This window comes from Streptomyces halobius (assembly GCF_023277745.1).
GTDB classification, from domain to species: domain Bacteria; phylum Actinomycetota; class Actinomycetes; order Streptomycetales; family Streptomycetaceae; genus Streptomyces; species Streptomyces halobius.
This window is the reverse complement of sequence record NZ_CP086322.1, coordinates 2,053,804-2,080,633: the sequence shown is the minus strand read 5'-3', so window position 1 is coordinate 2,080,633 and position 26,830 is coordinate 2,053,804. Positions and strand designations below refer to the sequence as shown.

Sequence of the window (26,830 nt, the reverse complement as noted above, 5' to 3'; positions counted from 1 at the left end):
TTACAAAGTTGACGGATGAACGCAACAGTAGCTTCCTAGTTTTCTCCCGCGCCCTCACACCCATCGCTGAGGCGTTCCAAAGCGCCGGCGAACATCCGGGGGAACGCAGACGGGTGCGGTGTCGCATCCTGCCTTAGCCACCCCCCACGTGCCTGCGGCTGAGTTCCCGCGCGTTTCACGTTGCGCGTGCGGTACCCCTCAACTCCTGCCGAAAGAAAGCGAAGACGGACATGACCACTCCCGTCACCTCCCCTGTACACAAGGCACCGCGCCGAACGGGGAAATGCACGGCCGTCCTTGCGGCGTCCGCCCTCATAGCCGTGCCGCTGCTGGTCGGCGCGGCGTCGCCGGCCATGGCCGACGACGGCAACACCTACTTCAAGACCGAACAGGAAGTCTTCGACTTCGTCAGCCGGAGGGTGCACCTGAACCAGAAGGAGGCCGTCAAGGGCTACCCGGCCAGCGGTCAGGACTCGCAGGAGGTCAAGCTCGACGACGTCGAGAAGGTCTACCCGCATGACCAGGCGCTCAACGACATCCCCGCCAAGCTGGGCAGCCGGTTCAACCTGCCGCCGACCATCCCCACCGAGGGTCCCGACATCCGCTACAGCAGCCGCGACGACAAGGAGCCGTGGCTGGGCAACTGGGACGCCAAGTCGATGTGCGGCCAGCCCAGCCACGACCCGGGCGGCGAGTCGCAGCCCTGCGGATTCGTCGGCGTCCTCGACAAGGCGTATCCCGTCATGCAGACCTCAGCAGCAGTGATGGGCAAGGCGCAGTTCTCCTACAAGACCCGGGCCACGGTCGGCCAGGACACCAGCCAGACCAGTGGCTGGTCCGTCGGCGGAAAGGTCAGCGTGTCCGTTGGTCTTCCGGGCGAGCCCAGCCCGGAGGCCAACTTCACCTACAGCGAGTCGACCACCACCAACAACAAGTGGACGACCATGACCGAGCAGAACAACACCTACGACGTGCCGGACGGCGTGTCCGGGTGGGTCGAGGGGCGCGCCAACGGCGGTTGGTACACCGGATACAACGTCTACAAGCTCGATTTCACCAACGCCAGCGGCGAGCGGAAGCAGAAGCTGGTCCTCATCCCGGCACGTGTCCTGATCCAGGCGCCCGGCAACTCGGTTCCGATGACGTTCGTCAAGCGCCAGGGGTAGCGGCGCACACCCCCTGAACCACCTGAGGTGGCCCCGTTTCCTGCGGAGGCAACGCAAGGCGCGGGCCATCCAGCGGCGGCGTCTGATCACACCCCGCCCCCGCCCCCGGCTCGCCGGCGAGCGGATATCACCGCCGCCGGTACCCGTGGCGGACCTACGGGGCGAGGGCATCGCCGCACGCCGACAGGGCCACCGGCCGCCGCGCCGCGCTTTCCTCAGTCCCCACTGCACCGGGCCTTCGCCCTGGCGCCCCTCAGCCACCTCTCCGCTCTCATCCCCCACGAGTACAGACGGGAATCCCCTTATGAACATAAGACGCTCGACACACCGGCGCGGCAGAGCCAAGCGCCGTGTGGCGGTGGTGACCGCGGCGACCGCGGCCGCCGTCGGTCTCGCTGTTGGCGTGGTCACCATCGGATCGGCCAGCCCCGGCGACCGGCCGAGCGCCGCGGGCAGGGCCACGCCCGGCGTGGAACCGCTCCACGAGACCCCGCCGGAGCCGCTCAGCGACGTACCCAAGAGCAACGAGCGGCGCGGCATGGTCTACCAGGGGCTCAAGCCGGCTCCCGAGGGTGACCCTTGCGTCGGTGTCTACGTCGTGTCCAAGACCAAGGCGAAGCTGTGCACGCACGGCCCTGACGCCCCGCCGAAGGGCGTCGACATCACCAAGGACGCCGCGCCCGCGGTACGGCGGACCGCCCCGGCCCCTGCGCTCAAGGGCAGCACGAGCAGCGCCCCGGACGCCTCCGACGTACTGCCCGGCGGTATGCCCGCGCTCGACGCACGTACCGGCAAGGCGCAGCGGCCCGCCTCGGCCGCCTCCGGCTCGGCCACCGGTGCCGCGGCCGATGCCGGTTCCAAGGTGGTCTGTGAGGGCGACGGCTCCTCGGGCAACCGTGTCCAGGTGCTCTACGTGCACGCGCCCGGCAACGACCGGTTCGCCAAGTACGCGGCCTCGTTCAAGAAGTGGGCGGCCGAGGCCGACGTCATCTACGACGAGAGCGCCAAGGAGACCGGCGGCCGCCGCCACATACGGTTCGTCACCGACTCCGACTGCACCGCCAACGTCCTGAATGTCGAGGTCTCGGCCGCCGCCCTGAGCGAGTTCGGCGCGACCAACACCGCGCTGGCCGCCAAGGGCTTCAACCGCCGCGACCGCAAGTACATGATGTTCGTGGACTCCAACGTCTACTGCGGCATCGGCTCCTTCAACGGCGACGAGCGCCCCGGGCCGAAAAACCTCAGCAACTTCGGCCCTTCCTATGGACGTACGGACGCCGGCTGCTGGGGCGGCTCGACCCCGGCCCACGAACTGGGCCACAACCTCGGCGCCGTCAACAACAACGCCCCGCACGCCAGCGGCGGCGCACACTGCGTGGACGAGTGGGACATCATGTGCTACTCGGACTACCCGAACTACCCCAAGATGCAGATCCTGTGCCCCGAGCGCACCGGTGACGAGCGGCTCGACTGCCACCACGACGACTACTACAACACCGCCCCCAAGCCCGGCAGCTACCTGGCCTCCCACTGGAACGTCGCCAACAACCGCTTCCTGATATCCGACGGCGGTGACGGCACCAAGCCCGACCCGAACCCGACCGGCAAGCCCACCCCGACGCCGTCCCCGACCTCCACGCCCAACCCGGGCACCGGCCCCGCCGCCAAGGTCACCCAGATCACCGCGAACTCCGCCGTGGCCAGTTGGACCAAGGTGCCCTCCGCCACGGGCTACACCGTCTTCCTCAACGGCAGCAAACTCGCCGACGTGGGCGACATCGCGACCCGCGTCGTCCGGCTGACGCCCGACACCTCCTACCGGATCACCATCGCCGCGCGGTACGCCGGCGGCAAGACCTCGCAGCCGGGCCCGGTCAGCACCTTCCGCACCCTCACCGCGTCCGACGGTGACAAGCCCACCCGGCCGGGGACGAAGTACGTGATGGTCAACGCCCTCACCGGGCACGCCGCCGACATCTGGGGCGGTTCCAAAAACAACGGCACGGTCGCCATCGCCTACCAGCGCACCGGCTACGCCAACCAGCAGTGGACCTTCAAGCAGGCCGGCGACAGCGCCGTGACCGTCACCTCGGCGGTCTCCGGCAAGTGCCTGCAGTTCAACTCCGCCACCGCGGGCCAGTACGTCGCCCAGCAACCGTGCAGCGATGCCGCGTCCCAGAAGTGGCGGCTGCGCAACGGCGGAGACGGCTCGTATGTGCTCCAGCCGCAAGGCTCGAAACTCGTCCTGGGCGTCAGCAAGCGCTGGTACTACGGCGGCTGGCTGCTCGAACTACAGCGGCAGAACAACGAGGGCTACCAGAAGTGGACCCTGCAGCGCTCCTCCTGAGCGGCGCCCGGTGGTCACTCGACCCTTGACGGCCTGACGGCCCAGTGACCGAGCCGGCGGCTGCTCGCCCCCTAGCAGTCGCCGGCTCATCCATCGGCCCTTCGCCTTCATCACACCTCCCCCCCCCTCATCGCCCTCCAGCGCCAGGAGCACCTGTGCGACACCCACGTTCCTCCCGTTCCTCCCGCCTCACCCCGGTCGCCGCGCTCGCCGCACTGCTTGCCGTCGCCCCGGCCCCGCCGGCCTCCGCACACGGCGACACCATCGACATCGACATCGTCACCACACAGCCTGCCGACGGCCGCGTGCGCACCGTCGCAACCTGGGAGAACGACAAGGACCCGGTGACCGAATCCATCGCGGGCACACTCTCCGCCGTCGATGTGAACGGCCGCTCCCTCGGCCCCCTCAAGCTCGTCCCCGTCCCCGGGGAGAAAGCCACCTACACCACCGAAAAGGCGCTGCCACCCGGCCGCTGGAAGGTGACCGTGGACTGCGGCTTCCCCGACCTCGGCCATGGCGAGGCCACCGTGAACGTGCCCGCCGCCGGCGACAAGCCCACCGACAACCGAACCAGCCCGCCCGCCGACCCGCCAAAGGACCGGCAGAAGGACCGGCCGGCCGCCGAGGCGTCGGCCCAGTCCGCCGATGGACACAAGGCCGCCACGTCGTCGTCCGCCCCCCTCTGGGCGGGGGCGGCCGCCGCTGTCGCGCTGGGCGGCGGGGCAGCGTTCCTGATCGCGCGGCGCCGTCGCGCAGGGCGCTGATCAGCGGAGCCGCGCCGCGGACACGACCGGCGCTCCGCGGGGACGGTCCCAAGGCAGCAGATAGCCCCAAGGCGGCGGACAGTGCCGCTGACTGCGCGCTGCCGAGTCTCGCCGGATGGACGGATGAGGGCCATGACACCGACTTCTCCGTCTTCCAGCGCCCGGCCGGGCTTCCAGCGCCCGGCCGGGACTATCAAGGTCGGCATGATCTTCGTGGACTTCCCGGATGCCCCTGCCATCGAGTCCCCGGCCGACGGACGCGGCCCAAGTCGCGCCCGGCGCGGACTGGGTGTGGCAGGCGTCGTACGGCAAGGCATGGCTCGCCATCACCCAGCACCAGCGCTGGGTGCGGATGCCCCCGACTCCACGGACTACCACTTCGAGCGCGGCTTCAGCCAGAGCAATGCTCAGATCCTGTGGATCGGCTCGGGAGGGCGTACCTTCCCGAGTGATCGATCGACTGGTATCGAGTAGGCCCGCGTTGCCGCGCGGGTCGGGAAGGCACGCCCGTGCTCAGCGTAGTGAACTCCGACGGCACCCACCGCCGACGGCTCCTCCCTGATCGATGAGATCGTCCGCGAGGGCGCGAGGCGGATGCTGGCCGCCGCGCCTGAGGCCGAAGTCAACGCGTATATAGCAGAGTTGGCGGATCGTCGGGACGAGACCGGGCGCCGTCTGGTGGTGCGCAACGGCTATCACCAGCCGCGCAAGGTGACCACGGCGGCCGGGGTGGTGGAGGTGCAGGCGCCGCGGGTGAACGACAAGCGTGTCGATGAGGCGACGGGCGAGCGCAAGCGGTTCTCCTCAGCGATCCTGCCGCCGTGGTGCGGCAAGTCCCCGAAGATCAGCGAGGTGCTGCCGCTGCTCTATCTGCACGGTCTGTCCTCCGGCGACTTCGCGCCCGCCCTGGAGCAGTTCCTATCGCCGCACGGTGCTGGAGGAGGTTGCCGTCCAGGGGGCCGCTGACCTCTCCGCACGGCTGGAGCACCGGCGCGCGGTGTGAGCCCGTTCGAGATCGCGGTCCGGGAGGACGTCGAGCTGGGGGAGGGGCCGATCTGGGACGCGGAGCGCGGCCGGGTGGTCTGGGCCAGGAGTTCGCGGGCGAGGGGTTCGCGCTGGTGGTACGTGCTGACTAGAGAGTGAAGGGTGGCAGGCTGCCGACTACCGCGTCCTGCCGGAGAGGGTGTTGCGGATCCCCACCCCGTTCAGTCGCTCCTGGCCCCTCAGCTCGGTCACCTCGCTGTCGAAGGCGTAGAAGATCTTCGGATCGGCGAAGGCGCGGGTCTGCATGACCTTGGAGGCGCGCAGGGTGTCGCGGCGGTGGATGAGAGTGACCGACTCGGCGTAGCGGGTGAGGAAGGTGGCCTCCTCCAGTGCGGTGTCCCCGCCGCCGACCACGGCCAGATGCTGCCCTTTGAAGAAGAACCCGTCGCAGGTGGCGCACCAGGACACCCCGCGTCCGGACAGCTCGTCCTCGCGCGGCAGGCCCAGTTTGCGATAGCCGGATCCGGTGGCCACGATCACGGCCCGCGCCCGGTGGGTGTGGCCGTGGGCGTCGGTGAGGTGCTTGGTCATACCCATCAGGTCGACCTCGACGATGTCGTCGTCGACCATCTGGGCGCCGCAGCGGACGGCCTGGGCCCGCATCGCGCCCATCAGATCCGGGACCTGGACGCCCGCCGGGAAGCCGGGATAGTTCTCCACCTCGGTGGTCGTGGCCAGCGAGCCGCCGATGAAGAGGCTGCCGCAGAAGACCAGGGGGCACAGGCCCGCGCGGGCGGCGTAGAGGGCCGCGGTGTATCCGGCTGGGCCGGAGCCGATGACGACGACGTCCCGGACTTCACCGCCGTCGCCAACGGCCATGGCGCTCACCGGGGGTCTCCGGCGGCGGACCCGTCGCCGACGTACAGCAGACGGTTCTTGGACCCGGTGCCCGGATCCTGCACGTGATCCTTGGTGGACGCCTCTATCAGCGCCTTGTCGATGTCGACCGGGGTGGCGTCCGGGTGGTCGGACAGATACATCGCCACGGCACCGGTGGCCTCGGCGGTCGCGGCGGAGGTCCCGGACAGGCTGCGGTACGCGTCGTCGCTCGCGGCCCCGGCGGTGGGGATGTTCTCGCCCGGCGCGAACAGGTGCACACAGGCCCCGTAGTTGGACCAGGCGGGGCGGCTGTCCCGCTGGTCGGTGGCGGCGACCGTGATCCCGGTGGTCTGCCTGCCGGGGCTCTGCATGCAGGCGTCGCTGCCGGAGCCGCCGGAGCCGCCACCGGCCGCCGCGGTGTAGGGGATGCCCAGGCGCGTCATGTTGTACAGCTGGCGGTCTACCACCGTGCCGGGTTCGCCGGAGAAGCCGAGGCTGACCACCGCGGGCCGTTCGGCATGGGCGGTGATCCAGTCCACCGCGGTCATGATGTGCTCCATCGAACCGGTGCCGTCGCAGCCGAACGCCCGCACCGACTCGATCCCGGCCTCCTTGGCGGCACCCGACCGTTCTCCGGCCGCGATCGCGGCGGAGGCGGTGCCGTGCCCATGGCAGTCGCCGTCCTCGCCGCGGGTCTGGGCGATGGCGTCGTACGCGGTGTGGGCACGCCCGCCGAACTCCTCGTGAGTGGTGCGGAGTCCGGTGTCCACGATGTAGACGCGCGCATCGGAGGCGGTGTTGGGCGCGGAGTAGCCGCCGTCCAGCGGCAGCTCCCGCTGGTCGATACGGTCCAGTCCCCAGCCGGGTGCCGAGGGCCCGTCGTCGGAACGAACGAAGCCGCCGAAGCCGCCGAAGCCGCTGGGGGCGGCGCCCGGCTCCCCGGCGACCTGGTAGGTGTGGTCCTTCGTCACCGAGTCCACCCGGCTGTCGTTGAGGTACTTCGCCACCTGGTCGTCGGTCAGGGTCGCGGAGAAGCTTTGTGAGGCCGAGTAGTAGATCCGGCGCAGCTCGCCGCCGTTCTGGGCGGTCATCTCCGTGGCCACTTTGGTCACTTCGTCGGCGGAGGCGGCAACGCCTCGTATCTGGACGATGTGCACGGTGCCGACGGAGTGGGGCTCGGCCGCCGTCGCGGACGGGCCGGCGAACAGAAGGGGAGCGGCCAGCGCGGCCGTGGCGGCCGCGACCACCGCGACAGTGTGCGCACGGCGCGAAGTCGCACGGAACGGGGTCTTCTTCATGGTGTGGGGGGTGCCTTTCGCATCGGGCCGGTGGTGACCGGTGACCTCGGGGCGGGGCAGGCCGTCCTGCCCTGCCCCGAGGCGTGGGGGATGGGGAGAAAGGGCGTGCCCGCCGGCAGGCGGCGGCTACAGCTTGTTCAGCCAGGCACGCAGCGACTCGGGGGCGTCGAAGCCGACCTGGCGGCTGCCCGCTTCCTCCCCCTTCTTGATGTCGATCAGGGTCGGGATGTACTCGATGTGGTAGCGGTCCGAGAGTTCCTGATTGGTGTCGACGTCGACCCGGGCCCAGACCCACTTGCCGTTGTCTTCCTTGTTGTATTTCTCCAGATACGGCTTCTGCGCCTGGCACGCGCCGCACCAGGAGGCGGTGAAGTCCAGGACCACCGGCTTGGTCTTCGACCACTCCATGACCTGGTCGAAGTTGGCCGAGGCCACATCGACCTCGTTGGGGATCTCGGCGGCGGTGGACGGCGCGGCGGTGAGGGTGGGCGTCGGCGCGGCCATCGCCGGTGCGACGGCGACACCGGCCAGCACGGCGACGGCGGCGGTTGTGACGGTGAACCTGCGGAGCATGGAGGTGTCCTCTCGTTTCGGAATATGCGGGTGTGTGGGTTGTGCCGCAGGCGCGGCACGCGCGGTGCTGCGGATGGCGCTGTACGGATCGGGCCGCCGGTCGCCGGGCTTGGCGGCCGGTCGGCCGGATGAGCCGGTCGGTCAGCCGGCAGGGGATTTCTCTGTCGGCAGGCCGCCGCTCACCCAGTCCTCGATGCCTTCGAGGTACTTGCGGACATGGGTGTATCCGAGTTCCACGAGCCGGGTGCCGACGAGTTCGCTGTTGCGGCAGGGCACATTGGCGCAGTACACGACGATGGGGGCGGAGCGATCGGGAAGCACGGTGGGGGCGAGTTCATCGGTGAAACGGAATGCGTCCTCGTACGGGAATCCCGGAATGTTCACCGCGTGCGGCAGATGCTCGCGCTCGTAGTAGTCCACCGGCATGGTGTCGACCACGGTCACCGACCCGGCCTCGATTTCGGCTTTGAGCTCTTCCCTCTTCACCAGCGGTAGCACGTCAGCCTCCGGATTTCGTCAAGTCGGCTTCGGGGGTTGGGGTTTGGCGCCTGGCTCGGCGCGATGCCCGGCCGGACCGGGGCGCGGCACGTGTGGGGGCGATCCGGCCGATGGCCGCGTAGAGCAGGAATGCGACGAGCACCGCGTTGATGGCCGAAATCCCGTAGTCCAGGTACTTTCCGACCGCGGCACCGGCCGCCCAGCACACCAGCGACAGCGGCATCCAGTCAGCGCTCTCACCGGGCATCACACCGCTGTGCCGGGCCCGGTCGAGTGCGGCGCGGAACTGCCGCACCACGAAGTACTCGGCGATGATGATCCCGGCCACCGGCGGGGCCAGAATGCCGATGGTCTCCAGGAAATCGGAGAAGTTGTCCACGATTCCCATGGCGGACAGGGTGGTTCCGATGACGCCGATCAGCAGGGTGACCGGTCGTCTGCCCACCCGTCGGCCGAGGAGCACGTCGATGGAGTTCACCAGGCCCAGTGAGGACGAGTAGAGGTTCCAGTCGTTGATCTTGAGGATGGCCGTCGCCAGAATCAGGGTCCCGAGGAATCCCGAGGAGGAGGTGATGATCCCGACGATGTCCGAGGTGCGGGCGGCGTGCGAGAGCAGCACCGCGGTGAGCCCGATCAGATACTCCCCGAGCGTCACGCCGATGACGGTCTGTTTGACGACGTCGGAGGGACGGCGATTGAACCGCGTCATGTCGGGCGTCATGATCGCGCCGAGGATGAACGCGCCGGCTACCAGGGTGGTGCCCTCGGCCAGCGACATCGCCGGCCCCGGGGGAGCGGAGCTGATCAGGTCGGCCAGTGAACGGTCCGCTAGGGCGTCCCCCATCGAAGAGGCGGTGAGCAGGAGGAAGGCCGGCACGGTGAGATAGGCGGTCCAGGCCATCATCCGGAAACCCCGCACCGTGATCGCGGTGATGACGCTCCCGCCGACCAGCGCCCAGATCCATTCCGGTGCCCAGCCCGCGAGATCGTGCATGCCCTGAGCGAAGACCCCGTTCTGTACGCCGAACCAGCCGGCCAGGCTGAGCGCGATCAGCGGGCCCACCAGGGCCGAGCCCTTGCGCCCGAACCCGGACCAGCGGGCCAGCACCGAGGTGGACAACCCCTCCCGGACACCGGCGATGCCGAGCAGAATCGTGATGGCCTCCAGCAACACCGATCCGATGGTGATCGCCAGGACCGCGTCGCTGAAATCCATACCGAAACCGAGCACGGCCCCGACCATGAACTGCTGGAACGACGACACCTGCCCGAATCGCTGGACAGGCGACGGAAAACCAGGAATGCCGGGATTCCTCCGGCACCCGGGTCAGCGAGTAGTCGTCGAGCCGCTCATCCGGATGGCTGGGTGGATTACCGGGCTGCGCTGCGGCAGCCATCAGATTTCTGCTTCGCTGGTCTGCCGCGCGCCGTGTCGCGGGCCCGCGCTTTCCCGTTCCTGTACGACCAGGAATCCCTGGCCCGGTACCGGTGACCAGGGCAGCTCATTCCGGTAGAGGCGCTCCAAAAAATCCACGGGATGGTGATAAACGAACACCGAAGGCCCGCTCTGGGCTATTCTGCCGGAGTCGACGAATAGTGGAAGCTCGGCAAGGAAATAGCGGACCGCGAGATGGAGCTGCTCCTGGCTCGGCGGCGTATCCGGCGGCAGTTTGCGGTCGAGCACCCAGTGGGCGGCGTCCAGGCATGCCTGCTGGAATATCGGGTCGTCGGCGAAGAGTCCGTGGGCATGGTCCAGCAATTCGCGGTAGCGGGGGTTACCGTCCAGCCGGGCCATGCCGAGGATCAGCCGGGTGGGGTCGTCGACCGACAGGGTGCGCAGGGCCGTGGTGATCTTGTTGTGCACGTACTGGCCCTGGCGCTGGGCCTTGTGCCGGGCGCGGTCCGGCGGATAGCCGAGCGCTTCCAGCGTGTAGGCCGCGACCGTGTCGGGGACGAAGAAGTGGCAGCTGTCGAATCTCGACAATGCCCAGTCTGCCAATGCGACCAGTCGTTTGGTGGTGAAGTAGCTGTTGAACGGGCTGACTCCGATGCATGCGTGCGATGCTTTTCGTTGTGCTGCACAGCAATTCTCGGTGAGGGGTTGGGCATCGAACATGACTTCCTCGCATATTGGTCTGGACCAATAAGGTGGGGGAGAGGAAACGCCTGCGGGACTCAAATCGTCGCTCGATGTGGCAGGTTCTGGGTACTGTCAGCCAGTTATGCCGTGAACGCATACCCTCGGGTGGGCTCGGGTCGCCGCTGGAAGGCTCTGCGTTACGACGAGAACTGCCCGATACGCTACGCGCGTGGCATCGCCGATAAACCCCTCCGGATTCCATGTCCGGGCCTGGTCGCGGCCACTTAAACGCGGTTATCTTCTGACCTATGGACCTCCAGCTCCGACACTTACGTAATCTGTGTGCTATTGCCGACGCGGGAAGCTTCAACCGCGCAGCGATAGCACTCTGCCTTCCCCAGCCGGCGCTGAGCCGCCAGGTCCGGCGACTGGAGCAACTGCTCGGCGGCCCGCTCTTCGAGCGGGACTGCAACGGGGTACGGCCCACCGCCCTCGGCTCAGAGGTGATCAGCCATGCCGAGTCGATCATCCGGGTTTCCGACCACCTCGGTGAGCAGCTCCGAGCCCATCGGCTCCAGCGGCGCAGCGGCGCAGCGGCGTGCGGGCCTGCTGGGCGACCAGCGCGCTGCACGAACCGCTGCTGCACAGCCTGCGCCAACTCCCCGGCAACGGACAGCCGCGCATCGTCGTCGCCGACTCCTCCCGCAGCATGGCCGGACTGCTGCGCGCCGGGGACGTCGATGTGGCGCTGCGCGACCGCGTCAGCGACGAGCCGGCCGCCACGCGGCGCGCCTCCGCCGAGCCGGGCGACGACCTGGTCTCGGAGATCGTATGGGCCGAGAGCCCGGTGCTGCTCGCACTCGCCGCCGACCACCCACTGGCCACCGCCCCGGCCGTCACCATGGCCGAACTCGCCGAGGAGGACTGGATATCCGTATATGGACCGGACAGATGCCACGAGGAACTACGCCGCTTATGCGGGGCATTCGGCTTCACCCCGCGCATCAGCCACGACATTCCGGTCAGCGGCCCGCGCAATGATGTGATCCGCCACCAGCGCTGTGTGACGCTCGTTCAGCCCATGCGCCCGGTGGGCCCGGGAGTTGTCTACCGCGAGATCGCCGACCTGCCGCTGCTGGTCCGGCACGCGGTCGCCATCCGCCGCGACAGCCACTTCGCGGCACAGGTCCCCCTGCTGGTCCAACTCCTGGGCCAGGCATATCAAGAGCTGGCGAGCGGGACACCTGGCCGGCTCACCGGTCGGGCCGCCGCCATGGACGCCCGTACGGCCGGTGGTCCACGACTCCGCCCCTCCCGTACCGACCGATGAATACCTGGCCACCATGGAGATCGAGATATCCGACCTGCGCCTCCTGCGAGCTGTCGCCGAGACCGGCAGCCTGGCCGGAGCCGCCCGTGAATTGGGCACCCACCAGGGCAATCTGAGCCGTCGACTGCAACGGATCGAACGGACCACCAGCCTCATCGTCTTCCACCGCAGCCACCACGGCGCCACGCCGACCGCGGCGGGCCGACTCCTGCTCCACGGAGCCGACGCGCTGCTCCCGCTGGTCGATCAGCTGCTTGCGGTCACCGCCCGCGCCCCCCACGCCGACCCCCACACCCCTTCCTCCACTCCACGCGAGGGGTAGGCCGCACAGACCGAGTACCTTGCTCAGCTTCCGCAGGAGCGCACCGTGGTCGGACCGGTGTGTCCGGCCGGGGCGCGATGCGCCAGTCGCCGCGCGCGGTCAGCGTGTATGTGACGGCGACCCGGAGCGTGCCCGGGTAGCCCATCTCGCCGTGCGGGCTGGTGCGGCGCAGCACGAGGCCGCGCTCGGCGCCCTGGACGAACGGCTCGACGCCCCACACACGCTTGTCGGGAATCCCGGAAGAGCCCGCCCAGGGTGATGGCCCCATGTCGCTGGGAGAAGTGCAGGCCCTCGTGACCAATACCGTGGCGACCGGACACGGGTCCGGTCGCCACGGAGCGTCCGTTCGGCGGCGGCCGGACGGTGCCTATCACTGCCTGGAGGTGACGGGACGGTTCGCGGCCACGAGGTCCTCGCGTACGGCGATGGCCGCCGCCTGGGTGCGATTGGGGCAGTTCATCTTGGCGAGGATGTTGGCGCCACCAGCGCCGGCGGTACTGCTGGGCGACACCGTCTTCTGCCAGTGCAACGGCGCCACCAAGGGCGCGCTGCTGCGCTGCCGTACGGCGGGCGCTTCCGACCTGGCCGCCGTCGCGGAACGAACCAGGGCCACCACAGGCTGCGGTGGCTGCAGCTCCACGGTCGAGGAACTGCTCGACCTCTAGATCCAGGCGCTGTTTCCCGGCGCCCGAGCGCGAGCCCCGGGGCGAACACCCTGCGGGCGCGGACCCGCAGGGTGGAGAAAGGACAACGGATGGCGCTCGTCGTGCAGAAGTACGGCGGCTCCTCGGTGGCCGACGCCGAATCCCACAGGACACGCAGGAAGTGACGCCCCTGGGGCGCGGCGGCTCCGACACCACCGCCGTCGCGCCGGCCGCGGCCCTCGGCGCCGACCTGTGCGAGATCTACACCGACGTCGACGGCGTCTTCACCGCCGACCCGCGGATCGTGCCCACCGCCCGACCGATCACAGTCGGGGCCTTCGACGTGCCGTGATCTCAGTTCTGGTCTCAGTTGCCCGGCGCGGCCGTGGACTTGGGCGGACGGAGTGCGGACGCGGTCTCACTCCGGCAGCGGCGCCTTCCCCGGATACCCTTCCCGCCAGGCCGCGTACGCCGGGCTGGCGGCGCGGATGGCGAGGTAGCCGTCGCGGACCCCGCGCAGGATCTCGGGGCCGTGCGCGGCGAGTGGGCTGTCGCGATGCCAGGCCAGTATGTGGCGATACCACAGCGGGTTCCCGGCGAGGGGACGGACCACCACTCCCGGGACCTCGATGAAGGTTGCCTGGCAGAGGCTGACGGCCAGGCCCGCCCGGATGATCTCGATCAGTTGACGGCCCTCGGCCTCGTACGGTGTGTGCGGGTGCCGGCCGGTCAGGGCGAAAATCGACGACCAGTACTCGCGGGTGCGGTCGCTGTCGAGGCGGGGTACGGCCCACTCCTCCTCCATGAGCCGGGCCAGACTCACCTCGTTCCCCGCCACCAGGGGGTGGGCCGCGGGAAGCAGTGCGAACACCGGCTCGGTGACCAGCGGCTGCTGTATCACCCCGTCCCGGGGCGCCAGTTCACAGCCGGGGTTGTCGCCGAGGACGGCCGCCTCCAGACGGCCGGCGGCGAGGTCGTCGAGCAGCGGCAGGGAGGAGTACTGGCAGCGCGTCGTCACCTCCGCCTCCGGCAGCAGTTCCCGTACTGCCAGGATCAGATGCCCCAGCAGGGGCGCGCCCACCGAGCCGAGCCGGATGCGGGCGGGCGCGGCATGGCAGCGGGCGGCGCGGGCGGTGTCGGCGAGCAGTCCGTCGATGCCCGGCAGGAGGGCGCGCGCCCGGCCGAGCACCAGCTCGCCCAGCGCGGTCGGGGCTACTCCGGCGCGCCCGCGCTCGAACAGCGTCCCGCCCAGCACCGTCTCGATGCGCCGCAGCTGGGCGCTCAGCCCCGGCTGGGTCATACGCAGCGCCGCGGCGGCGCGCGTGAGGCTCCCGGACTCCGCGATGGCGCACACCACTCGCAGATGGCGTACCTCGAGATCCATGGCGCGGATGTTATGCACAGCCGAGAGCTTCCCGACAGGCCCGTGCGGTCACAGCCTTATGTCAAATGTCACGTGTCATTCACACGGAGGTTGTGAAGCGATGAGCCGAATACCCATCTCCCCGCGGACCGCGCGGCCGACGATCGCGTCGGCCGTGCTTGCCGCCCTGCTCCTGCTGGGTACGCCGTCCGCCCAGGCGGCCGACCCCGTGTCCTCGTGCAGGCTGTCCGGCACCACCGGATGGACGGACGAAGGCCAGAACACGGACTACAACGTCTTCCAGCGGCCCACCGGGACCAAGAAGGTCATCATGCTCTTCGCGGACTTCCCGGACGCCGCCGCCACCGAGACCACGTCCAGCGACGCCGCCCAGCTCACACCGGTCAAGGACTGGATGTGGAAGGCCTCGTACGGCAAGACATGGCTGGACATCAGCCAGCACAACGAATGGCTGCGTATGCCGAAGAACTCCACCGAGTACGGATTCGAGCGCGGGTTCTCGCATGAGACGCACGAGGAGTACATCAAGGACGCCGTGACCAAGGCGGACCCGAAGGTGGACTTCTCGCAGTACGACATGGTCTACGTCGTAGCCACCAAGAACGCGAAAGCCATCTCCTTCACCCCCACCTACGTCTACGATCCGGGCACGACCGGCATCCGCGCCGACAACACCATCGTCAAGTGGGCCGTCACCTTCGGCCAGGACATGTGGGACTTCGGCCCCAAGGTGGCGGCCCATGAGACGGGCCACACCTTCGGCCTGCCGGACCTGTATTCCTTCGACTCCAGCAGCGACATCCACCGCTACATCGGCGGCTGGGACGTGATGGGGAACGTCTCGGGCAAGGGTCCGCAGTTCTTCGCCTGGCACTCCTGGAAGCTGGGCTGGACCGCCGACGATCAGGTCCTCTGCCGGGCCAAGGCGGGCACGGACACCGTGTATCTGAGCGCCGTCGAGTACACCAGCTACAAGAAGCTGGCTGTGATCAAGACAAGCTCCACGACCGCGTACGTCGTCGAATCACGAAGGGCGGTCCACAACGACGAGAACGCCTGCTCGACCGGCGCCCTGGTCTACAAGGTGGACACGTCCGTCAAGACCGGCGAGGGGCCGATACGCGTGATGGACGCCAAGCCCAATGACGTGCCGAAGAGCGGCTGTCACCCGCTGGACGACGCGCCGTACTGGATCAACCAGTCGTTCGAGGACAGCAACGCCGGAGTGAAGATCGAGGTCACCGCCACCGACGGCTACGGGGATACCGTCCGCATCACCAAGTCGTAAGACACCAGCAGCAGACCATGGCTGTGCCCTGGATCCCCCCCCGGATCCAGGGCACAGACCGTTTCAGGCTGCCTCGGGGAAGTGGCAGGCCACCTGCCGCTCCTCCCACGGCCCCGTCACCCGCAGCAGGGGCGCCTCGGTCCGGCAGATCTGCTGGGCCTTGGGGCAGCGCGGGTGGAAGGCGCAGCCAGGCGGGGGTGCCGCCGGGCTCGGCGGGTCGCCGAGCAGGGTGATGCGCTCCCGGGTCCGCTCGGCTGCGGGGTCGGGCAGCGGTACGGCGGACAGCAGGGCCCGGGTGTAGGGGTGGGCGGGGGCCGCGTACACCTGTTCCTTGCGGCCGATTTCGACGATGCGGCCCAGGTACATCACGGCGACCCGGTCACAGGCCCGCTTCACCACCGACAGATCGTGGGCGATGAAGAGATAGGCGAGCGAGAGCTCCCGTTGCAGCCGCTGCATCAGATTGACGATCTGGGCCTGGACGGAGACGTCGAGGGCCGAGACCGGTTCGTCGGCGACGACCAGCCGGGGGCCGGTGGCCAGCGCGCGGGCGATGCCGATGCGCTGGGCCTGCCCGCCGGAGAACTCGTGCGGATAGCGGTCGATGTGCTCCGGGATCAGCCCGACGAGCTCCATCAGCTCCGTGGCCCGCTTGCGGGCTTCCGCGGCCGAACTGCCCTGCACCAGCAGGGGGTCGGAGATGATCCGGGCCACGGTCTGGCGCGGGTTGAGGGAGGAGTGCGGGTCCTGGAAGACCATCTGGAGGTCCCGGCGCAGGGGCCTGAGCTCACGCTGACCGAGGTGGCTGATGTCCCGGCCGCCGTAGGTGATGGCCCCGGTGGTGGGCTCCAGTAGCCGTACGATCATGCGGCCGGTGGTGGACTTGCCGCAGCCGGACTCCCCGACCAGGCCGAGGGTCTCGCCGGCCGCGACCTCGAAGCTGATGTCGTCGACGGCCCGTACGGGAGCCGCCCGCCGTCGGCGGCTGGGGAAGGTCATCGTCACGTTCCGTACGGTGAGCAGGGGCTCTGGGGTGTTGTTCATGGGGTGCCTCCGCGGGGCTGGGTCTTGGTGGTGGCCGGCCGCAGGGGTAGATGGCAGGCCACCACGTGCCCGCCCTCGGCGGTGAGTTGGGGCCGGACCTCCGCACAGCGCCCGCGCGCGTCCGCCGGGGCGGCCGCCGCCCGGGCGCAGCGCGGTGCGAAGGCGCACCCCGGTGTGGGGGTGAGGAGGGACGGTGGGCTGCCGGGGATGGCCCGCAGCGGTTCGTCGTCGCTGTCGTCGAGTCGGGGCAGGGAGTCGAGCAGGCCCCGGGTGTACGGGTGGGCCGGAGCGGCGAACAGGTCGTTCACCGGGGCCTGTTCGGCCGCCCGGCCGCCGTACATCACCAGCACGTCGTGGGCGACGCGGGCGACCACGCCGAGGTCGTGCGTGATCATGATGACGGCGAGTCCGCGCTCTTCCTGGAGGCGGGCGATCAGGTCGAGGATCTGGGCCTGGACGGTGACGTCGAGGGCGGTGGTCGGTTCGTCGGCGATGAGCAGTTCGGGCTCGCAGGCGAGCGCCATGGCGATCATCACGCGCTGCCGCATGCCGCCGGAGAACTGGTGCGGGTACTCGCCGGCACGGCGGGCGGGTTCCGGGATGCCGACCTCGCCGAGCATGTCGACGGCGCGTCTGCGGGCCGCGGAGCGGCCCGATCCGAAGTGGACGCGGTGGTGTTCGGCGATCTGCTCGCCGACCGTGTAGTAGGGGTGGAGGCTGGAGAGCGGGTCCTGGAAGATCATCGCCATCCGGCGGCCGCGCAGCCTGCCCAACTCGCGCTCGGCGAGCCCGGTCAGCTGGCGGCCGTCGAGCGTGATGGATCCGGTGACCTCGGCGCCCCGGTGCAGGCCCATGACGGCGAGGGAGGTGACGGACTTGCCGGAACCGGACTCGCCGACGATGCCGAGGGTCTGTCCGCGGCGCACGGAGAAACCGAGCGAGTCGACGGCCCGCACCGGGCCGCGTTCGGTGCGGAAGGTGACCGTCAGGTCGTGGACGTCCAGGATCGGCTGTGGATCGGCCATCAGAACCTCACTCGCGGGTCGACGACGGCGTACAGCAGGTCGACGACCAGGTTGGCGACGACGATGAAGGTGGCGGCGAGGAGCGTGACGCCGAGGATGACCGGCTGGTCACCGGTGGAGAGCGCACCGTAGAAGAGCCGCCCGATGCCGGGGAGTCCGAAGATGGACTCGGTGATGACGGCGCCCGCGAGCAGCCCGCCCAGATCCATGCCGAAGATGGTGAGGATCGGCGTCATGCCCGCCCGCAGCCCGTGTTTGACGACGACGGTGCGGCGCGGCAGGCCCTTGGCGCGGGCGGTGCGGATGAATGGCTCACCCATCGTCTCGATCATCGAACTGCGGCTCTGGCGCGCGTACATGGCCGCGTAGAGGATGGCCAGCGCGAACCAGGGCAGCAGCAGGTTGGACGCCCAGTGGGCGGGGTCCTCGCCGAACGGCACGTACTGCGGGTACGGGAGCAGGCCCGCGACCCGGATCAGGCCGTAGATCAGCATCATCGAGGTGAAGTAGACCGGCAGCGAGGCCGCGGCGACGGCGCCGACCATCAGGACGCGGTCGGTGAGGGTGTCCTTGCGCAGAGCCGCGGCGACTCCGGCGGTCAGGCCGAGCAGCAGCCAGAGCACGGCGGCGCCCAGCGCGAGCGAGGCGGAGACCGGGAGGCGGTCCATCAGCAGGTCCCACACGGCCTCGCTGTTCTCGTACGAGTAGCCGAAGCAGGGGAAGTCGCAGTGCAGGGCGTACTGGCCGCTGCCCATGGTGCGGCCGGTGAAGATGCCGGTGACGAAGTCGGCGAACTGCCGCAGCAGCGGCTGATCGAGACCCATGTGGGTGCGGATCGCCGCCAGGCGTTCGGCGCTGCACGACTTGCCGCAGGCGGCGGCCGCGGGGTCGGAGGGCAGGACGTAGAAGATGGTGAAGGTGACGGCGGCGATGGCGATCAGGACGCCGATGACGCCGAGCAGCCTGCGGCCGAGGTAGAGGGTCATGTGCGGCTGCCCCTCGGGTCGAGGATGTCGCGCAGCGCGTCACCGAGCAGCGTGAACGCGAGCACCGTGAGGAAGAGGCAGGTGCTGGGGATGACGAAGTACATGGGATCCGTGTCGTAGAAGGCGACGCTCTCGGCGATCATCTGGCCCCAGGAGGGGGTGGGCGGCCGGACGCCGACGCCGAGATAGCTCAGCGCCGCCTCGGTGGCGATCATCCCGGGGATGATCAGGGTGGTGTAGGCGATGACCGGCCCGGAGACGCCGGGGAGGATGTCGCGGGTGAGGATCCGCCAGGCGCCGGAGCCGCCGACGCGGGCGGCGTCGACGTACTCGCGGTGCTTGAGCGAGAGCGTCTGGCCGCGGACGACGCGGGCGACACCGGGCCAGCCGAAGAGGCCGATGACGACGGTCATCAGCAGGATCCGGTTGACGTCCTTCGCCACCGACATCATCGCGATCATGAAGATGAGGGAGGGGAAGGACATGGTGAGGTCCATCAGCCGGGAGAGCACGGCATCGGTGCGGCCGCCGAAGTAGCCGGCCGCGATCCCGGCCGCCGTACCGACGATGACCACGATCGCGGTGGCGGCGAAGGCGATGAGCAGCGAGACCTGCGCGCCGTGCACGACCCGGGCGAACAGGTCGCGGCCGGTGACGGGTTCGACCCCGAGCCAGTGGTCGGCGGAGACGCCGCCGAGCGGACCGATCGGCTGGCCGCCGAGGTACGGGTCGACGGCGGACTTGTCGAACTCCTCGGGCGACCAGCCGCCGAGCGCGCTCAGCAGCGGGGCGCCCACCGCCATGAGGAGGAAGAGGGAGACGACGCCGAGGGAGACCTTCACGGAGGTGCGGCGGCGCAGCTCCCTGCGGGCGAGCTGCCAGGGGCTGCTGCCCGCGAGGGCGGCGGGGGCCGCCGCGGCTGAGGTGTTGAGGGAAGTCATGGTGCGGGGACCTCAGCTCTTGCTCTTGGCCGGGTCCTTGAGACCGACGGTGGCGTAGTCGAGCTGTCCGCCGAAGGAGGTCTGGCCGTACGCGCCCGCGATGTTGGTGCCGAGCACCAGCGGCCAACGGCGCATCAGCACCGGGACGGCCGGGGCCTTGGCGAGGATCTCGCCGTCGAGCTGCCGCCAGGCCTTGTCCGCCTGCTTGACGTCGGTCATCGCGGCGATCTCGTCCATCCGCTTCATGGTCGCCTTGTCGCGGAAGAGGGAGTGGTTGCCGGAGTTGCCCTTCTCCTTGATGTAGCGGCCGTCGAAGACGAAGGGCAGGAAGGTGGAGCCGGAGGGGTAGTCCGGGCACCAGCCCGTGTAGACCATGTCGGTGCGGTTCGTGGTGTCGCCGATGGTGGCGTAGAACGCGGACGGGTCGACCGTCTCTATGGTGACCTTGATGCCGGCCTTGGCGAGCGACTGCTGGATCGCCTCGGCCCGTCCCTTGTCCCCGGTCGACACGGTGATCTTGGTGGAGAAGCCGTTCGGCTTTCCCGCCTCCTTCAGCAGCTGCTTGGCCTTCTCGGCATCGCCCGTGGCGGGGATCTTCAGGGTGTCGGGCTGCTTGCCGTCGAAGAGGGTGGTGGGCATGTAGGCGGTGGACAGGTCGTTGAAGGCGGGGCCGCCGGAGGCGGTGAGGACGGCGTCCTTGTCGAGGGCGTGCTGCACCGCCTGCCGGACCTTGACATTGTCGAACGGGGCCCGGCCGGTGTGCATCTGGACCATGTCCGTGCAGTTGGTGGACTCGGCTAGCATCCGCTTCTTCACCTCGGCGTTGGGCAGCACCTTCCCCGCGCTCTCCGGGCGCAGCGCGTACCAGGAGACAGCGGAGGCGTCGGCGCCCTGGCTGGCGATCATCCGGTCGTCGACCTGGTTCTGCTTCAGGCCCATCACCACGACCAGCTTGTCGGGGTACGCCTTGCGTACCTCGTCGGTATCCGGCGACCAGTGGGTGTTGCGGACCAGGACGAGCTTCTTGCCACGGGCGTACGACTCGATCTTGTACGGGCCGGAGGAGAACGGCCGGTTGTCGTACCGCGGGCCTTTGTCCTTGGCCTTCGGTACGGGCGCGAAGGTCGGCATGACGGTGACGTTGGGGAACTCCGCGAAGGGCTTGCGCAGTTCGAAGACGATCGTGTGGTCGTCCGGGGTCTTGATCGAGTCGAGGTGCTCGCCGTGCGCGGGGCCCTTGTAGCCCTCGGCGCCGGCCAGATAGCGGGCGGCGTAGTCGGCGCCGCCGGGGAGGTCGGGCGAGAAGGAGCGCTCGACGTTGTACTTGATGTCCTGGGCGGTGACCGGTGTGCCGTCCTCGTACGTGATCCCCTTCTTCAGCTTGAAGGTCCACGTCCTGGCGCCGTTGGAGGGGGTGCCGAGGTCGCTGGCGAGGTCGGGGACGAGGTCGCCGCCTGCCGTGCCGGGGGACGCCTTGTAGGTCACGAGGGTGCGGTAGAGCAGGCGGGTCCCGAACGCCATGTCGCTCATGACCCAGTTGCGGGCCGGGTCGAGGTGGGTGAAGTCCTGTTGGGACAGGACCGTCAGGGTGCCGCCCTTCTTCGGGGTGCCGCCGATGACCTGGCCTTCGAGTTCGGCGGCGGGGTTTCGGTCGGCACCCGACCGCGACTGGTCGTCGCCGGTACAGCCGGTCGCTCCGAGTGCGAGGGTCGCGGCGAGGGCGACGGCGGTACAACTGCGCTTCTTCATGGGTGTCTCCGTGCACGGGTCGGACAGCTGGGGAAGCTGAAATGTGACCCGTAACATAGTAATGTGAAATTGCACTGCGCAAGATAGCGGCGATGTGCGTTATCCACCCGTGTCCGAGGAGGACCCCGCATGAAGGAACCAGCCGCCCCCGGGACCGTGAGTCACGACCTCCCCGTGTCGCCGGAGCTCGAACGCTTCATGACCGGTGACTGGTCGGCCACCCCGCTGCCCTCCGGCATCCGGCTGCCCGCGGCGGACCCGGCGGCCGCTCGCCGGGCCAGGCTGTCCGCGCACTTCCCCGGCGAGCGGCTGATCGTCCCCGCCGGAGAGCTCAAGGTCCGCTCCAACGACTGCGACCACCGCTTTCGCCCGCACAGCGCCTACGCCTGGCTCACCGGCCTGACCGGCGAGGACCAGGCGGGCCATGTGCTGGTCCTGGAGCCGGACGGTCCGCACGGCCACGAGGCGGTGCTGTACATACGGCCGCGCTCACCGCGCAGCGGTACGGAGTTCTACCGGGACCGGCGCTACGGCGAGTTCTGGGTCGGCCGGCGCCCCGACCTCGCCGAGGCCGAGCGGATGACCGGCATCCGCTGCGCGCACCTGGACGCGTACAGACAGCCGCCGCCGGGGCGCGACGCGCCGAACGACGCCCAACTGGCCTCCGTCCTGAGCGAGTTGCGTCTGGTCAAGGACGCCTGGGAGGTCGCCCAGCTGCAGTTGGCCGTGGACCATACGACCGCCGGATTCGAGGACGTCGTACGGGCGCTGCCGCGCGCGCTCGCGCACCCGCGCGGTGAGCGCTGGATCGAGGGGATCTTCCAGCTGCGCGCCCGCGCGGAGGGCAACGGCACCGGGTACGAGACCATCGCGGCGTCCGGCGCGCACGCCTGCGTCCTGCACTGGATCCGCAACGACGGGCCGCTGGACCCTGGCGACTTGCTGCTGCTCGACGCGGGCGTGGAGACCGACAGCCTGTACACCGCCGACATCACCCGCACCCTCCCGCTGTCCGGCCGCTTCTCACCCGTACAGCGCCAGGTCTACGAACTCGTCCTCGCCGCGCAGGAGGCGGGCATCGCCGCACTGAAGCCGGGCGCGAGCTTTCGCGACTTCCACCGGGCGGGCATGCGGGTGATCGCGGAGGGGCTGGCGGAGTGGGGCGTGCTGAAGAGCGCCGAGGGTGACTTCCACCGCCGCTACACGCTGTGCAGCAGCGGACACATGCTCGGTCTGGATGTCCACGACTGCGCCCGGGCGCGCGCGGAGACGTGCCTGGACGGCGTGCTGGAGGAGGGGCAGGTGCTCACCGTCGAGCCGGGGCTCTATCTCCAGCCCGACGATGAGACGCTCCCGCCCGAACTGCGGGGCATCGGCGTGCGGATCGAGGACGATCTGCTGATCACGTCGGAGGGGGCGCGGCTGATGTCGCAGGCGCTGCCGCGCACTCCCGACGCCGTCGAGGCTTGGATGGGCGCGCTGCTCTACGGCTGACCGGGCCCGGCAGTCCTTCGAAAGCCGGTTGCGGGGAGATCTTGGCAAGACGCAGTGCAATGTGAAATATTACTCTCGTGCTCACGAGAAACTCCGCGGATGTCATCGTCGTCGGGGCGGGAGTGGTCGGCGCCGCCTGCGCCCACTACGCCGCCCGCTGCGGCCTCTCCGTCACCGTGATCGACCGTGGCTCCGTCGCGGGCGGGACCACGGGGGGCGGCGAGGGGAATCTCCTGGTCTCCGACAAGGAACCGGGCCCCGAGCTGGAACTGGCCCTGCTCTCCACGCGGTTGTGGCGGGAGCTGGCCGAACTGCTCCCGCCCCGGATCGAGTACGAGACGAAGGGCGGCCTGGTCGTCGCCTCGGACGCGGCGAGGATACGTGCGCTGCGGACCTTCGCCGCGGCGCAGCGGCGGGCGGGCGTCACGGCGCACGAGGTCCCGGCCGACCGGCTGAACGAGCTGGAGCCGCACCTCGCCCCGGGCCTGGCGGGCGGCGTCCACTACCCCCAGGACGCCCAGGTCCAGCCCGCCCTCGCCGCCGCCCATCTGCTCCGCGCCTCGGGTGCCCGCCTCCGGCTTGGTGAGGAGGTCACCGGCATCCTCACCGGCGCGAACGGCGAGGTGCGCGGCGTACGGACCCCGGCCGGCGATGTGCACGCCCCATACGTGGTGAACGCGGCCGGGGCCTGGGGTGGTGAACTGGCCCGGCTGGCGGGGGTGAACCTGCCCGTCCTTCCCCGGCGCGGGTTCGTGCTGGTCACCGAGCCACTGCCCCGCGTGGTGCGCCACAAGGTGTACGCGGCGGACTATGTGGCCGATGTGGCGAGCGATGCGGCGGCGCTCCAGACCTCGGCTGTGGTCGAGGGCACCCCGGCAGGCCCGGTCCTCATCGGCGCCAGCCGCGAGCGGGTCGGCTTCGACCGCACCTTGTCGACGGAGGTGCTCCGGCGCCTCGCCGCCCAGGCCACGGCGCTGTTCCCGGTGCTGACCCGGGTGAGGGCGATCCGGACGTACGCGGGGTTCCGGCCGTATCTGCCCGACCATCTGCCCGCGATCGGCCCCGATCCCCATGCCCCCGGGCTGCTGCACGCCTGCGGTCACGAAGGCGCGGGCATCGGACTCGCCCCGGCCACCGGACTGCTGATCGCTCGGCTGCTGACGGGCGCCGAACCGCCGATGGACATCACCCCGTTCGGCCCCGGCCGCTTCCCGGCCGCGGCCTGACCGGCTCCGCCCCCGACGAGTCCCGAACGTCCGACGCATCCCACGAGAGGAGGCCCGCAGTGGCCCGTACCCCCGCCGAACTGGTCGGGGCGCAGCTCGCCCCGCCGTTCGCGATCACCATCGACGGCCGTCCGGTGAACGCTTTGCCCGGTCAGTCGATCGCCGCCGCACTGTGGAGTGCCGGCATTCTGGCCTGGCGCACCACGCGCCTCGGCGGCCGCCCGCGCGGCGCCTTCTGCGGCATCGGGCAGTGCTACGACTGCCTCGCCACTGTGAACGGGGAGCCCAACAGGAGGGCCTGCCTGGTCCCGGCCCGCCCCGGCGACGTCATCACCACCCAGGAGGGAAACGGCCATGACGGGCTCGGCGTCTGACCCGCACGACCCCTGTGACCTCGCGGTGATCGGTGCGGGCTGCGCCGGTCTCTCGGGGGCCGTCACCGCGTCCGAACTCGGCCTCTCAGTCGCCCTGCTGGATGCCTCCGAGCAGGCCGGCGGACAGTTCTACCGGCATCCGGCCCCGGACCTGAGAGCCACCCGGCCGCAGGCCCTGCACCATGGCTGGCACTCCTTCACCGAGCTGCGGGAACGCCTGCGGGCGAGCGGCATCGACCACCGCGCCGGACACCACGTCTGGACGGTGACGCGCGAGAGCGACGGCCTGTGGACGGTGCATGCCGTCACCGGAGCCGACGGCGACGAGCCGCGTCCGGTACGCGTCCGGGCCCGGGCCGTCCTGCTGGCGACCGGTGCGTACGAGCGGCAGCTGCCCTTCCCCGGGTGGACCCTGCCCGGGGTCGTGGGCGCCGGGGGTGCCCAGGCGATGCTCAAGTCCGGTCTTGTACTGCCCGGCAGGCGGGTCGTCGTCGCGGGCAGCGGGCCGCTGCTGCTCGCGGTCGCCGCCTCTCTCGCCGCGGCCGGGGCACGTGTGCCCGCGGTGGTCGAGGCATCCGGCTATCTCGGGTACGCCCGCCATCCGCGTGCCCTCGCCGCCAACCCGCGCAAGCTGGTCGAGGCGCTGGTGTACGGCTCGGCCCTGCTGCGCCACCGGGTACCGCTGCGTCCGCGCAGTGCGGTGACTCGGGTGCACGGCACCGACCGGGTGGAGGCGGTGACCGTCTCCCGGCTCGACCGCGACTGGCGGCCCGTCCAGGGGACGGACCGCCGGATCGCCTGCGACGCCCTGGCCGTGGGGCACGGGCTGGCGCCGCAGATCGAGCTGGCGACGGGGCTCGGCTGTGCGACCCGTACGACACCCGACGGGACGCGCGCCCTCGCCCTGGACGACTCCCAGGAGACCTCGGTCTCCGGAATGTGGGCGGCGGGTGAGACCGGCGGGATCGGCGGCGCACAACTCGCGCAGCTGGAAGGCGAAGTGGCGGGCACCGCGGTGGCGGCGCGACTGTACGACCGGCCCGCGCTCCTCGGCGGCGAGCGCGTCCGGGAGCTCCGGCGCCGCCGGGACCGTCTGCGCGCCTTCGCCAACGCCATGGCCGCCGCCCACGCGCCCGGCCCCGGCTGGACGGACTGGCTCGACGACGCCACGGACGTCTGCCGCTGCGAGGAGGTGACCGCAGGCCGCGTCCGCGAGGCGGTCGCCGACTACGGCGCCCGCGACGCGCGCACCGTCAAGCTGCTCACCCGGGCGGGCATGGGCTGGTGCCAGGGCCGGATGTGCGGAACGGCCGTGGCCTGTCTCGCGGCGGGCGGAGGCGGCGCGGCCGTACCGCCGTCCGCGGAGCGCCGGCCGCTCGCCGTGCCGATACCGCTCGGGGTGCTGGGCTCGCTCGACGAGCCCGACACATGAAGACCTCCTGACCCGTGGGGCACCCCTTGCGGGACCCTGCATACACATAAGTAAAATGTCACACACCATAGAAGGGTTGACGGCATGACCGCCACCACCTGGAACAGCGACCGCCCCTGGCGCGGCATCATGGTCGCCACCGCGCTCCCCCTGCGCGAGGACCTCTCGGTCGACTACGACGCCTACGCCGAGCACGTCCGCTGGCTCATCTCGAATGGCTGCGACGGGGTCGTGCCGAACGGCTCCCTGGGCGAGTACCAGACCCTCACCGACGAGGAGCGCGCCCGCGTGGTCCGCACGGCCGTCGAGGCGGCGGGCGACGGCGCGCGGGTGATGCCCGGGGTCGCCGCGTACGGCAGCGGCGAGGCCCTGCGCTGGGCCGAGCAGGCCGCCGAAGCAGGCTGCGGCTCCGTCCTGCTGCTGCCGCCGAACGCCTTCCGCGCGGGCACCGCCGCCGTGCGTGCGCACTACGCCGAGGTGGCGAAGGCCGGGATGCCCGTCGTCGCGTACAACAACCCCATCGACACCAAGGTCGATCTGCCCCCGGCGCTGCTCGCTCAGCTCCACGCCGAGGGCCATGTGGTCGCGGTCAAGGAGTTCACGGGTGATGTGCGCAGGGCGTACGAGATCGCCGAACTCGCCCCGGAGCTCGATCTGCTGATCGGGGCCGACGATGTCCTCCTGGAACTCGCCGTCGCCGGTGCCGTCGGCTGGATCGCCGGGTACCCGAACGCCTTCCCCGCCACCTGCGCCGAGCTCTACCGCGCCGCCGTCGACGGGGACCTCCAGACGGCGCTGCCGCTCTACCGGTCCCTGCACTCGCTGCTGCGCTGGGACTCCAAGACCGAGTTCGTCCAGGCCATCAAGCTCTCCATGGATATCGTCGGCCGCCCCGGCGGCCCAACTCGGCCGCCGCGCGTCCCGCTCACCGGGGAGACCGGGGCGGCGGTGCGGGCTGCCACCGAGAAGGCGGTCGCCGACGGGCACCGCTGACCGCCG

At 70.2% G+C, this 26,830-nt stretch carries 25 protein-coding genes and 5 pseudogenes; 17 read left to right on the top strand and 13 right to left on the bottom strand.

What is annotated here, in order from left to right:
- The first annotated feature begins 230 nt into the window (after positions 1 to 230).
- The 6 genes and pseudogenes from K9S39_RS09855 (at position 231) to K9S39_RS09830 (ending at position 5,423) form a co-directional block, all read left to right on the top strand.
- Positions 231 to 1,166, top strand: a complete 936-nt coding sequence (locus tag K9S39_RS09855) for a hypothetical protein (RefSeq protein ID WP_248862982.1) — start codon at positions 231 to 233, stop codon at positions 1,164 to 1,166.
- A 304-nt stretch (positions 1,167 to 1,470) separates the two neighbouring features.
- The gene (locus tag K9S39_RS09850; protein ID WP_248862981.1) at positions 1,471 to 3,513 is read left to right on the top strand and encodes an RICIN domain-containing protein; all 2,043 of its coding nucleotides are present in this window, start codon (positions 1,471 to 1,473) and stop codon (positions 3,511 to 3,513) included.
- Positions 3,514 to 3,668: 155 nt separating this feature from the next.
- Complete coding sequence (locus K9S39_RS09845) at positions 3,669 to 4,280, top strand: hypothetical protein (RefSeq protein ID WP_248862980.1); 612 nt, start codon at positions 3,669 to 3,671, stop codon at positions 4,278 to 4,280.
- Positions 4,281 to 4,412: 132 nt separating this feature from the next.
- Positions 4,413 to 4,754 carry a hypothetical protein gene (locus tag K9S39_RS09840; protein WP_248862978.1) on the top strand — a complete coding sequence of 114 codons (342 nt, stop codon included), beginning with the start codon at positions 4,413 to 4,415 and terminating at the stop codon, positions 4,752 to 4,754.
- Between the two features lie 35 nt (positions 4,755 to 4,789).
- Positions 4,790 to 5,225 (top strand): annotated as a pseudogene (locus K9S39_RS09835) (transposase); the annotation flags it as partial.
- 54 nt (positions 5,226 to 5,279) lie between these two features.
- Positions 5,280 to 5,423, top strand: a complete 144-nt coding sequence (locus tag K9S39_RS09830; protein WP_248862976.1) for an SMP-30/gluconolactonase/LRE family protein — start codon at positions 5,280 to 5,282, stop codon at positions 5,421 to 5,423.
- A 21-nt stretch (positions 5,424 to 5,444) separates the two neighbouring features.
- On the opposite strand, the pseudogene K9S39_RS09825 reads toward K9S39_RS09830, so the two are convergent.
- The 6 genes and pseudogenes from K9S39_RS09825 to K9S39_RS09800 all read right to left on the bottom strand — a co-directional run.
- A pseudogene (locus K9S39_RS09825) lies at positions 5,445 to 6,143 on the bottom strand (NAD(P)/FAD-dependent oxidoreductase); the annotation flags it as partial.
- Positions 6,144 to 6,148: 5 nt separating this feature from the next.
- On the bottom strand, positions 6,149 to 7,441 hold the full coding sequence (locus tag K9S39_RS09820; protein WP_248862975.1) for a S8 family peptidase: 1,293 nt from the start codon (positions 7,439 to 7,441) through the stop codon (positions 6,149 to 6,151).
- Between the two features lie 126 nt (positions 7,442 to 7,567).
- Complete coding sequence (locus K9S39_RS09815; RefSeq protein ID WP_248862973.1) at positions 7,568 to 8,014, bottom strand: thioredoxin family protein; 447 nt, start codon at positions 8,012 to 8,014, stop codon at positions 7,568 to 7,570.
- Between the two features lie 141 nt (positions 8,015 to 8,155).
- Positions 8,156 to 8,500 (bottom strand): rhodanese-like domain-containing protein, encoded by a 345-nt coding sequence (locus K9S39_RS09810; RefSeq protein ID WP_248862971.1) that lies wholly within the window; start codon positions 8,498 to 8,500, stop codon positions 8,156 to 8,158.
- 13 nt (positions 8,501 to 8,513) lie between these two features.
- Entirely contained in the window at positions 8,514 to 9,776 is a 1,263-nt protein-coding gene (locus K9S39_RS09805) for a purine-cytosine permease family protein (RefSeq protein ID WP_248862969.1), read from the bottom strand.
- A gap of 132 nt (positions 9,777 to 9,908) precedes the next feature.
- Complete coding sequence (locus K9S39_RS09800; RefSeq protein ID WP_248862967.1) at positions 9,909 to 10,628, bottom strand: tRNA-dependent cyclodipeptide synthase; 720 nt, start codon at positions 10,626 to 10,628, stop codon at positions 9,909 to 9,911.
- 272 nt (positions 10,629 to 10,900) lie between these two features.
- On the opposite strand from K9S39_RS09800, the pseudogene K9S39_RS09795 reads away from it, so the two are divergent.
- The 3 genes and pseudogenes from K9S39_RS09795 to K9S39_RS09785 form a co-directional block, all read left to right on the top strand.
- Positions 10,901 to 11,029: pseudogene (locus K9S39_RS09795) on the top strand (helix-turn-helix domain-containing protein); the annotation flags it as partial.
- Between the two features lie 161 nt (positions 11,030 to 11,190).
- On the top strand, positions 11,191 to 11,922 hold the full coding sequence (locus tag K9S39_RS09790; protein ID WP_248862966.1) for a LysR substrate-binding domain-containing protein: 732 nt from the start codon (positions 11,191 to 11,193) through the stop codon (positions 11,920 to 11,922).
- A 13-nt stretch (positions 11,923 to 11,935) separates the two neighbouring features.
- Entirely contained in the window at positions 11,936 to 12,244 is a 309-nt protein-coding gene (locus K9S39_RS09785) for a helix-turn-helix domain-containing protein (RefSeq protein WP_248862964.1), read from the top strand.
- 76 nt (positions 12,245 to 12,320) lie between these two features.
- On the opposite strand, the pseudogene K9S39_RS09780 reads toward K9S39_RS09785, so the two are convergent.
- Positions 12,321 to 12,473 (bottom strand): annotated as a pseudogene (locus tag K9S39_RS09780) (aldose epimerase family protein); the annotation flags it as partial.
- A gap of 241 nt (positions 12,474 to 12,714) precedes the next feature.
- Between K9S39_RS09780 and K9S39_RS09775 the strand changes: the two are divergent.
- Positions 12,715 to 12,909: a (2Fe-2S)-binding protein gene (locus K9S39_RS09775; RefSeq protein WP_248862962.1), complete on the top strand. Its 195-nt coding sequence runs from the start codon at positions 12,715 to 12,717 to the stop codon at positions 12,907 to 12,909.
- A gap of 163 nt (positions 12,910 to 13,072) precedes the next feature.
- A pseudogene (locus K9S39_RS09770) lies at positions 13,073 to 13,213 on the top strand (amino acid kinase family protein); the annotation flags it as partial.
- Positions 13,214 to 13,306: 93 nt separating this feature from the next.
- Here the strand turns inward: K9S39_RS09770 and K9S39_RS09765 are convergent.
- On the bottom strand, positions 13,307 to 14,272 hold the full coding sequence (locus K9S39_RS09765) for a LysR family transcriptional regulator (RefSeq protein ID WP_248862961.1): 966 nt from the start codon (positions 14,270 to 14,272) through the stop codon (positions 13,307 to 13,309).
- A gap of 100 nt (positions 14,273 to 14,372) precedes the next feature.
- Between K9S39_RS09765 and K9S39_RS09760 the strand changes: the two genes are divergently transcribed.
- Positions 14,373 to 15,560: a M6 family metalloprotease domain-containing protein gene (locus K9S39_RS09760; protein WP_248862959.1), complete on the top strand. Its 1,188-nt coding sequence runs from the start codon at positions 14,373 to 14,375 to the stop codon at positions 15,558 to 15,560.
- A gap of 63 nt (positions 15,561 to 15,623) precedes the next feature.
- Here the strand turns inward: K9S39_RS09760 and K9S39_RS09755 are convergent, their stop codons facing one another.
- From K9S39_RS09755 to K9S39_RS09735, 5 genes are read right to left on the bottom strand one after another with little or no spacing between them, the layout of a single operon-like run.
- Positions 15,624 to 16,604, bottom strand: a complete 981-nt coding sequence (locus K9S39_RS09755; RefSeq protein WP_248862958.1) for an ABC transporter ATP-binding protein — start codon at positions 16,602 to 16,604, stop codon at positions 15,624 to 15,626.
- Positions 16,601 to 17,629: an ABC transporter ATP-binding protein gene (locus tag K9S39_RS09750; RefSeq protein ID WP_248862957.1), complete on the bottom strand. Its 1,029-nt coding sequence runs from the start codon at positions 17,627 to 17,629 to the stop codon at positions 16,601 to 16,603. Before K9S39_RS09750 ends, K9S39_RS09755 begins: the two co-directional genes overlap by 4 nt.
- A complete protein-coding gene (locus K9S39_RS09745; RefSeq protein ID WP_248862955.1) occupies positions 17,629 to 18,615 on the bottom strand; it encodes an ABC transporter permease in 987 nt (328 codons plus the stop codon). The genes K9S39_RS09750 and K9S39_RS09745 overlap by 1 nt, the downstream gene beginning before the upstream one ends.
- Positions 18,612 to 19,556, bottom strand: a complete 945-nt coding sequence (locus K9S39_RS09740; RefSeq protein WP_248862953.1) for an ABC transporter permease — start codon at positions 19,554 to 19,556, stop codon at positions 18,612 to 18,614. The genes K9S39_RS09745 and K9S39_RS09740 overlap by 4 nt, the downstream gene beginning before the upstream one ends.
- Before the next feature lie 12 nt (positions 19,557 to 19,568).
- Complete coding sequence (locus K9S39_RS09735) at positions 19,569 to 21,305, bottom strand: ABC transporter substrate-binding protein (RefSeq protein WP_248862952.1); 1,737 nt, start codon at positions 21,303 to 21,305, stop codon at positions 19,569 to 19,571.
- 129 nt (positions 21,306 to 21,434) lie between these two features.
- Between K9S39_RS09735 and K9S39_RS09730 the strand changes: the two genes are divergently transcribed.
- The 5 genes from K9S39_RS09730 (at position 21,435) to K9S39_RS09710 (ending at position 26,824) form a co-directional block, all read left to right on the top strand.
- Positions 21,435 to 22,799, top strand: a complete 1,365-nt coding sequence (locus K9S39_RS09730; RefSeq protein WP_248862951.1) for an aminopeptidase P family protein — start codon at positions 21,435 to 21,437, stop codon at positions 22,797 to 22,799.
- Positions 22,800 to 22,876: 77 nt separating this feature from the next.
- Entirely contained in the window at positions 22,877 to 24,025 is a 1,149-nt protein-coding gene (locus K9S39_RS09725; protein ID WP_248862949.1) for an NAD(P)/FAD-dependent oxidoreductase, read from the top strand.
- 59 nt (positions 24,026 to 24,084) lie between these two features.
- Positions 24,085 to 24,399 (top strand): (2Fe-2S)-binding protein, encoded by a 315-nt coding sequence (locus tag K9S39_RS09720; RefSeq protein WP_248862947.1) that lies wholly within the window; start codon positions 24,085 to 24,087, stop codon positions 24,397 to 24,399.
- Positions 24,380 to 25,831, top strand: coding sequence for an NAD(P)/FAD-dependent oxidoreductase (locus tag K9S39_RS09715; protein WP_248862945.1), 1,452 nt, complete (start codon positions 24,380 to 24,382; stop codon positions 25,829 to 25,831). The genes K9S39_RS09720 and K9S39_RS09715 overlap by 20 nt, the downstream gene beginning before the upstream one ends.
- Positions 25,832 to 25,915: 84 nt before the next feature.
- Positions 25,916 to 26,824 (top strand): dihydrodipicolinate synthase family protein, encoded by a 909-nt coding sequence (locus K9S39_RS09710; RefSeq protein ID WP_248862944.1) that lies wholly within the window; start codon positions 25,916 to 25,918, stop codon positions 26,822 to 26,824.
- Positions 26,825 to 26,830 lie beyond the last annotated feature (6 nt).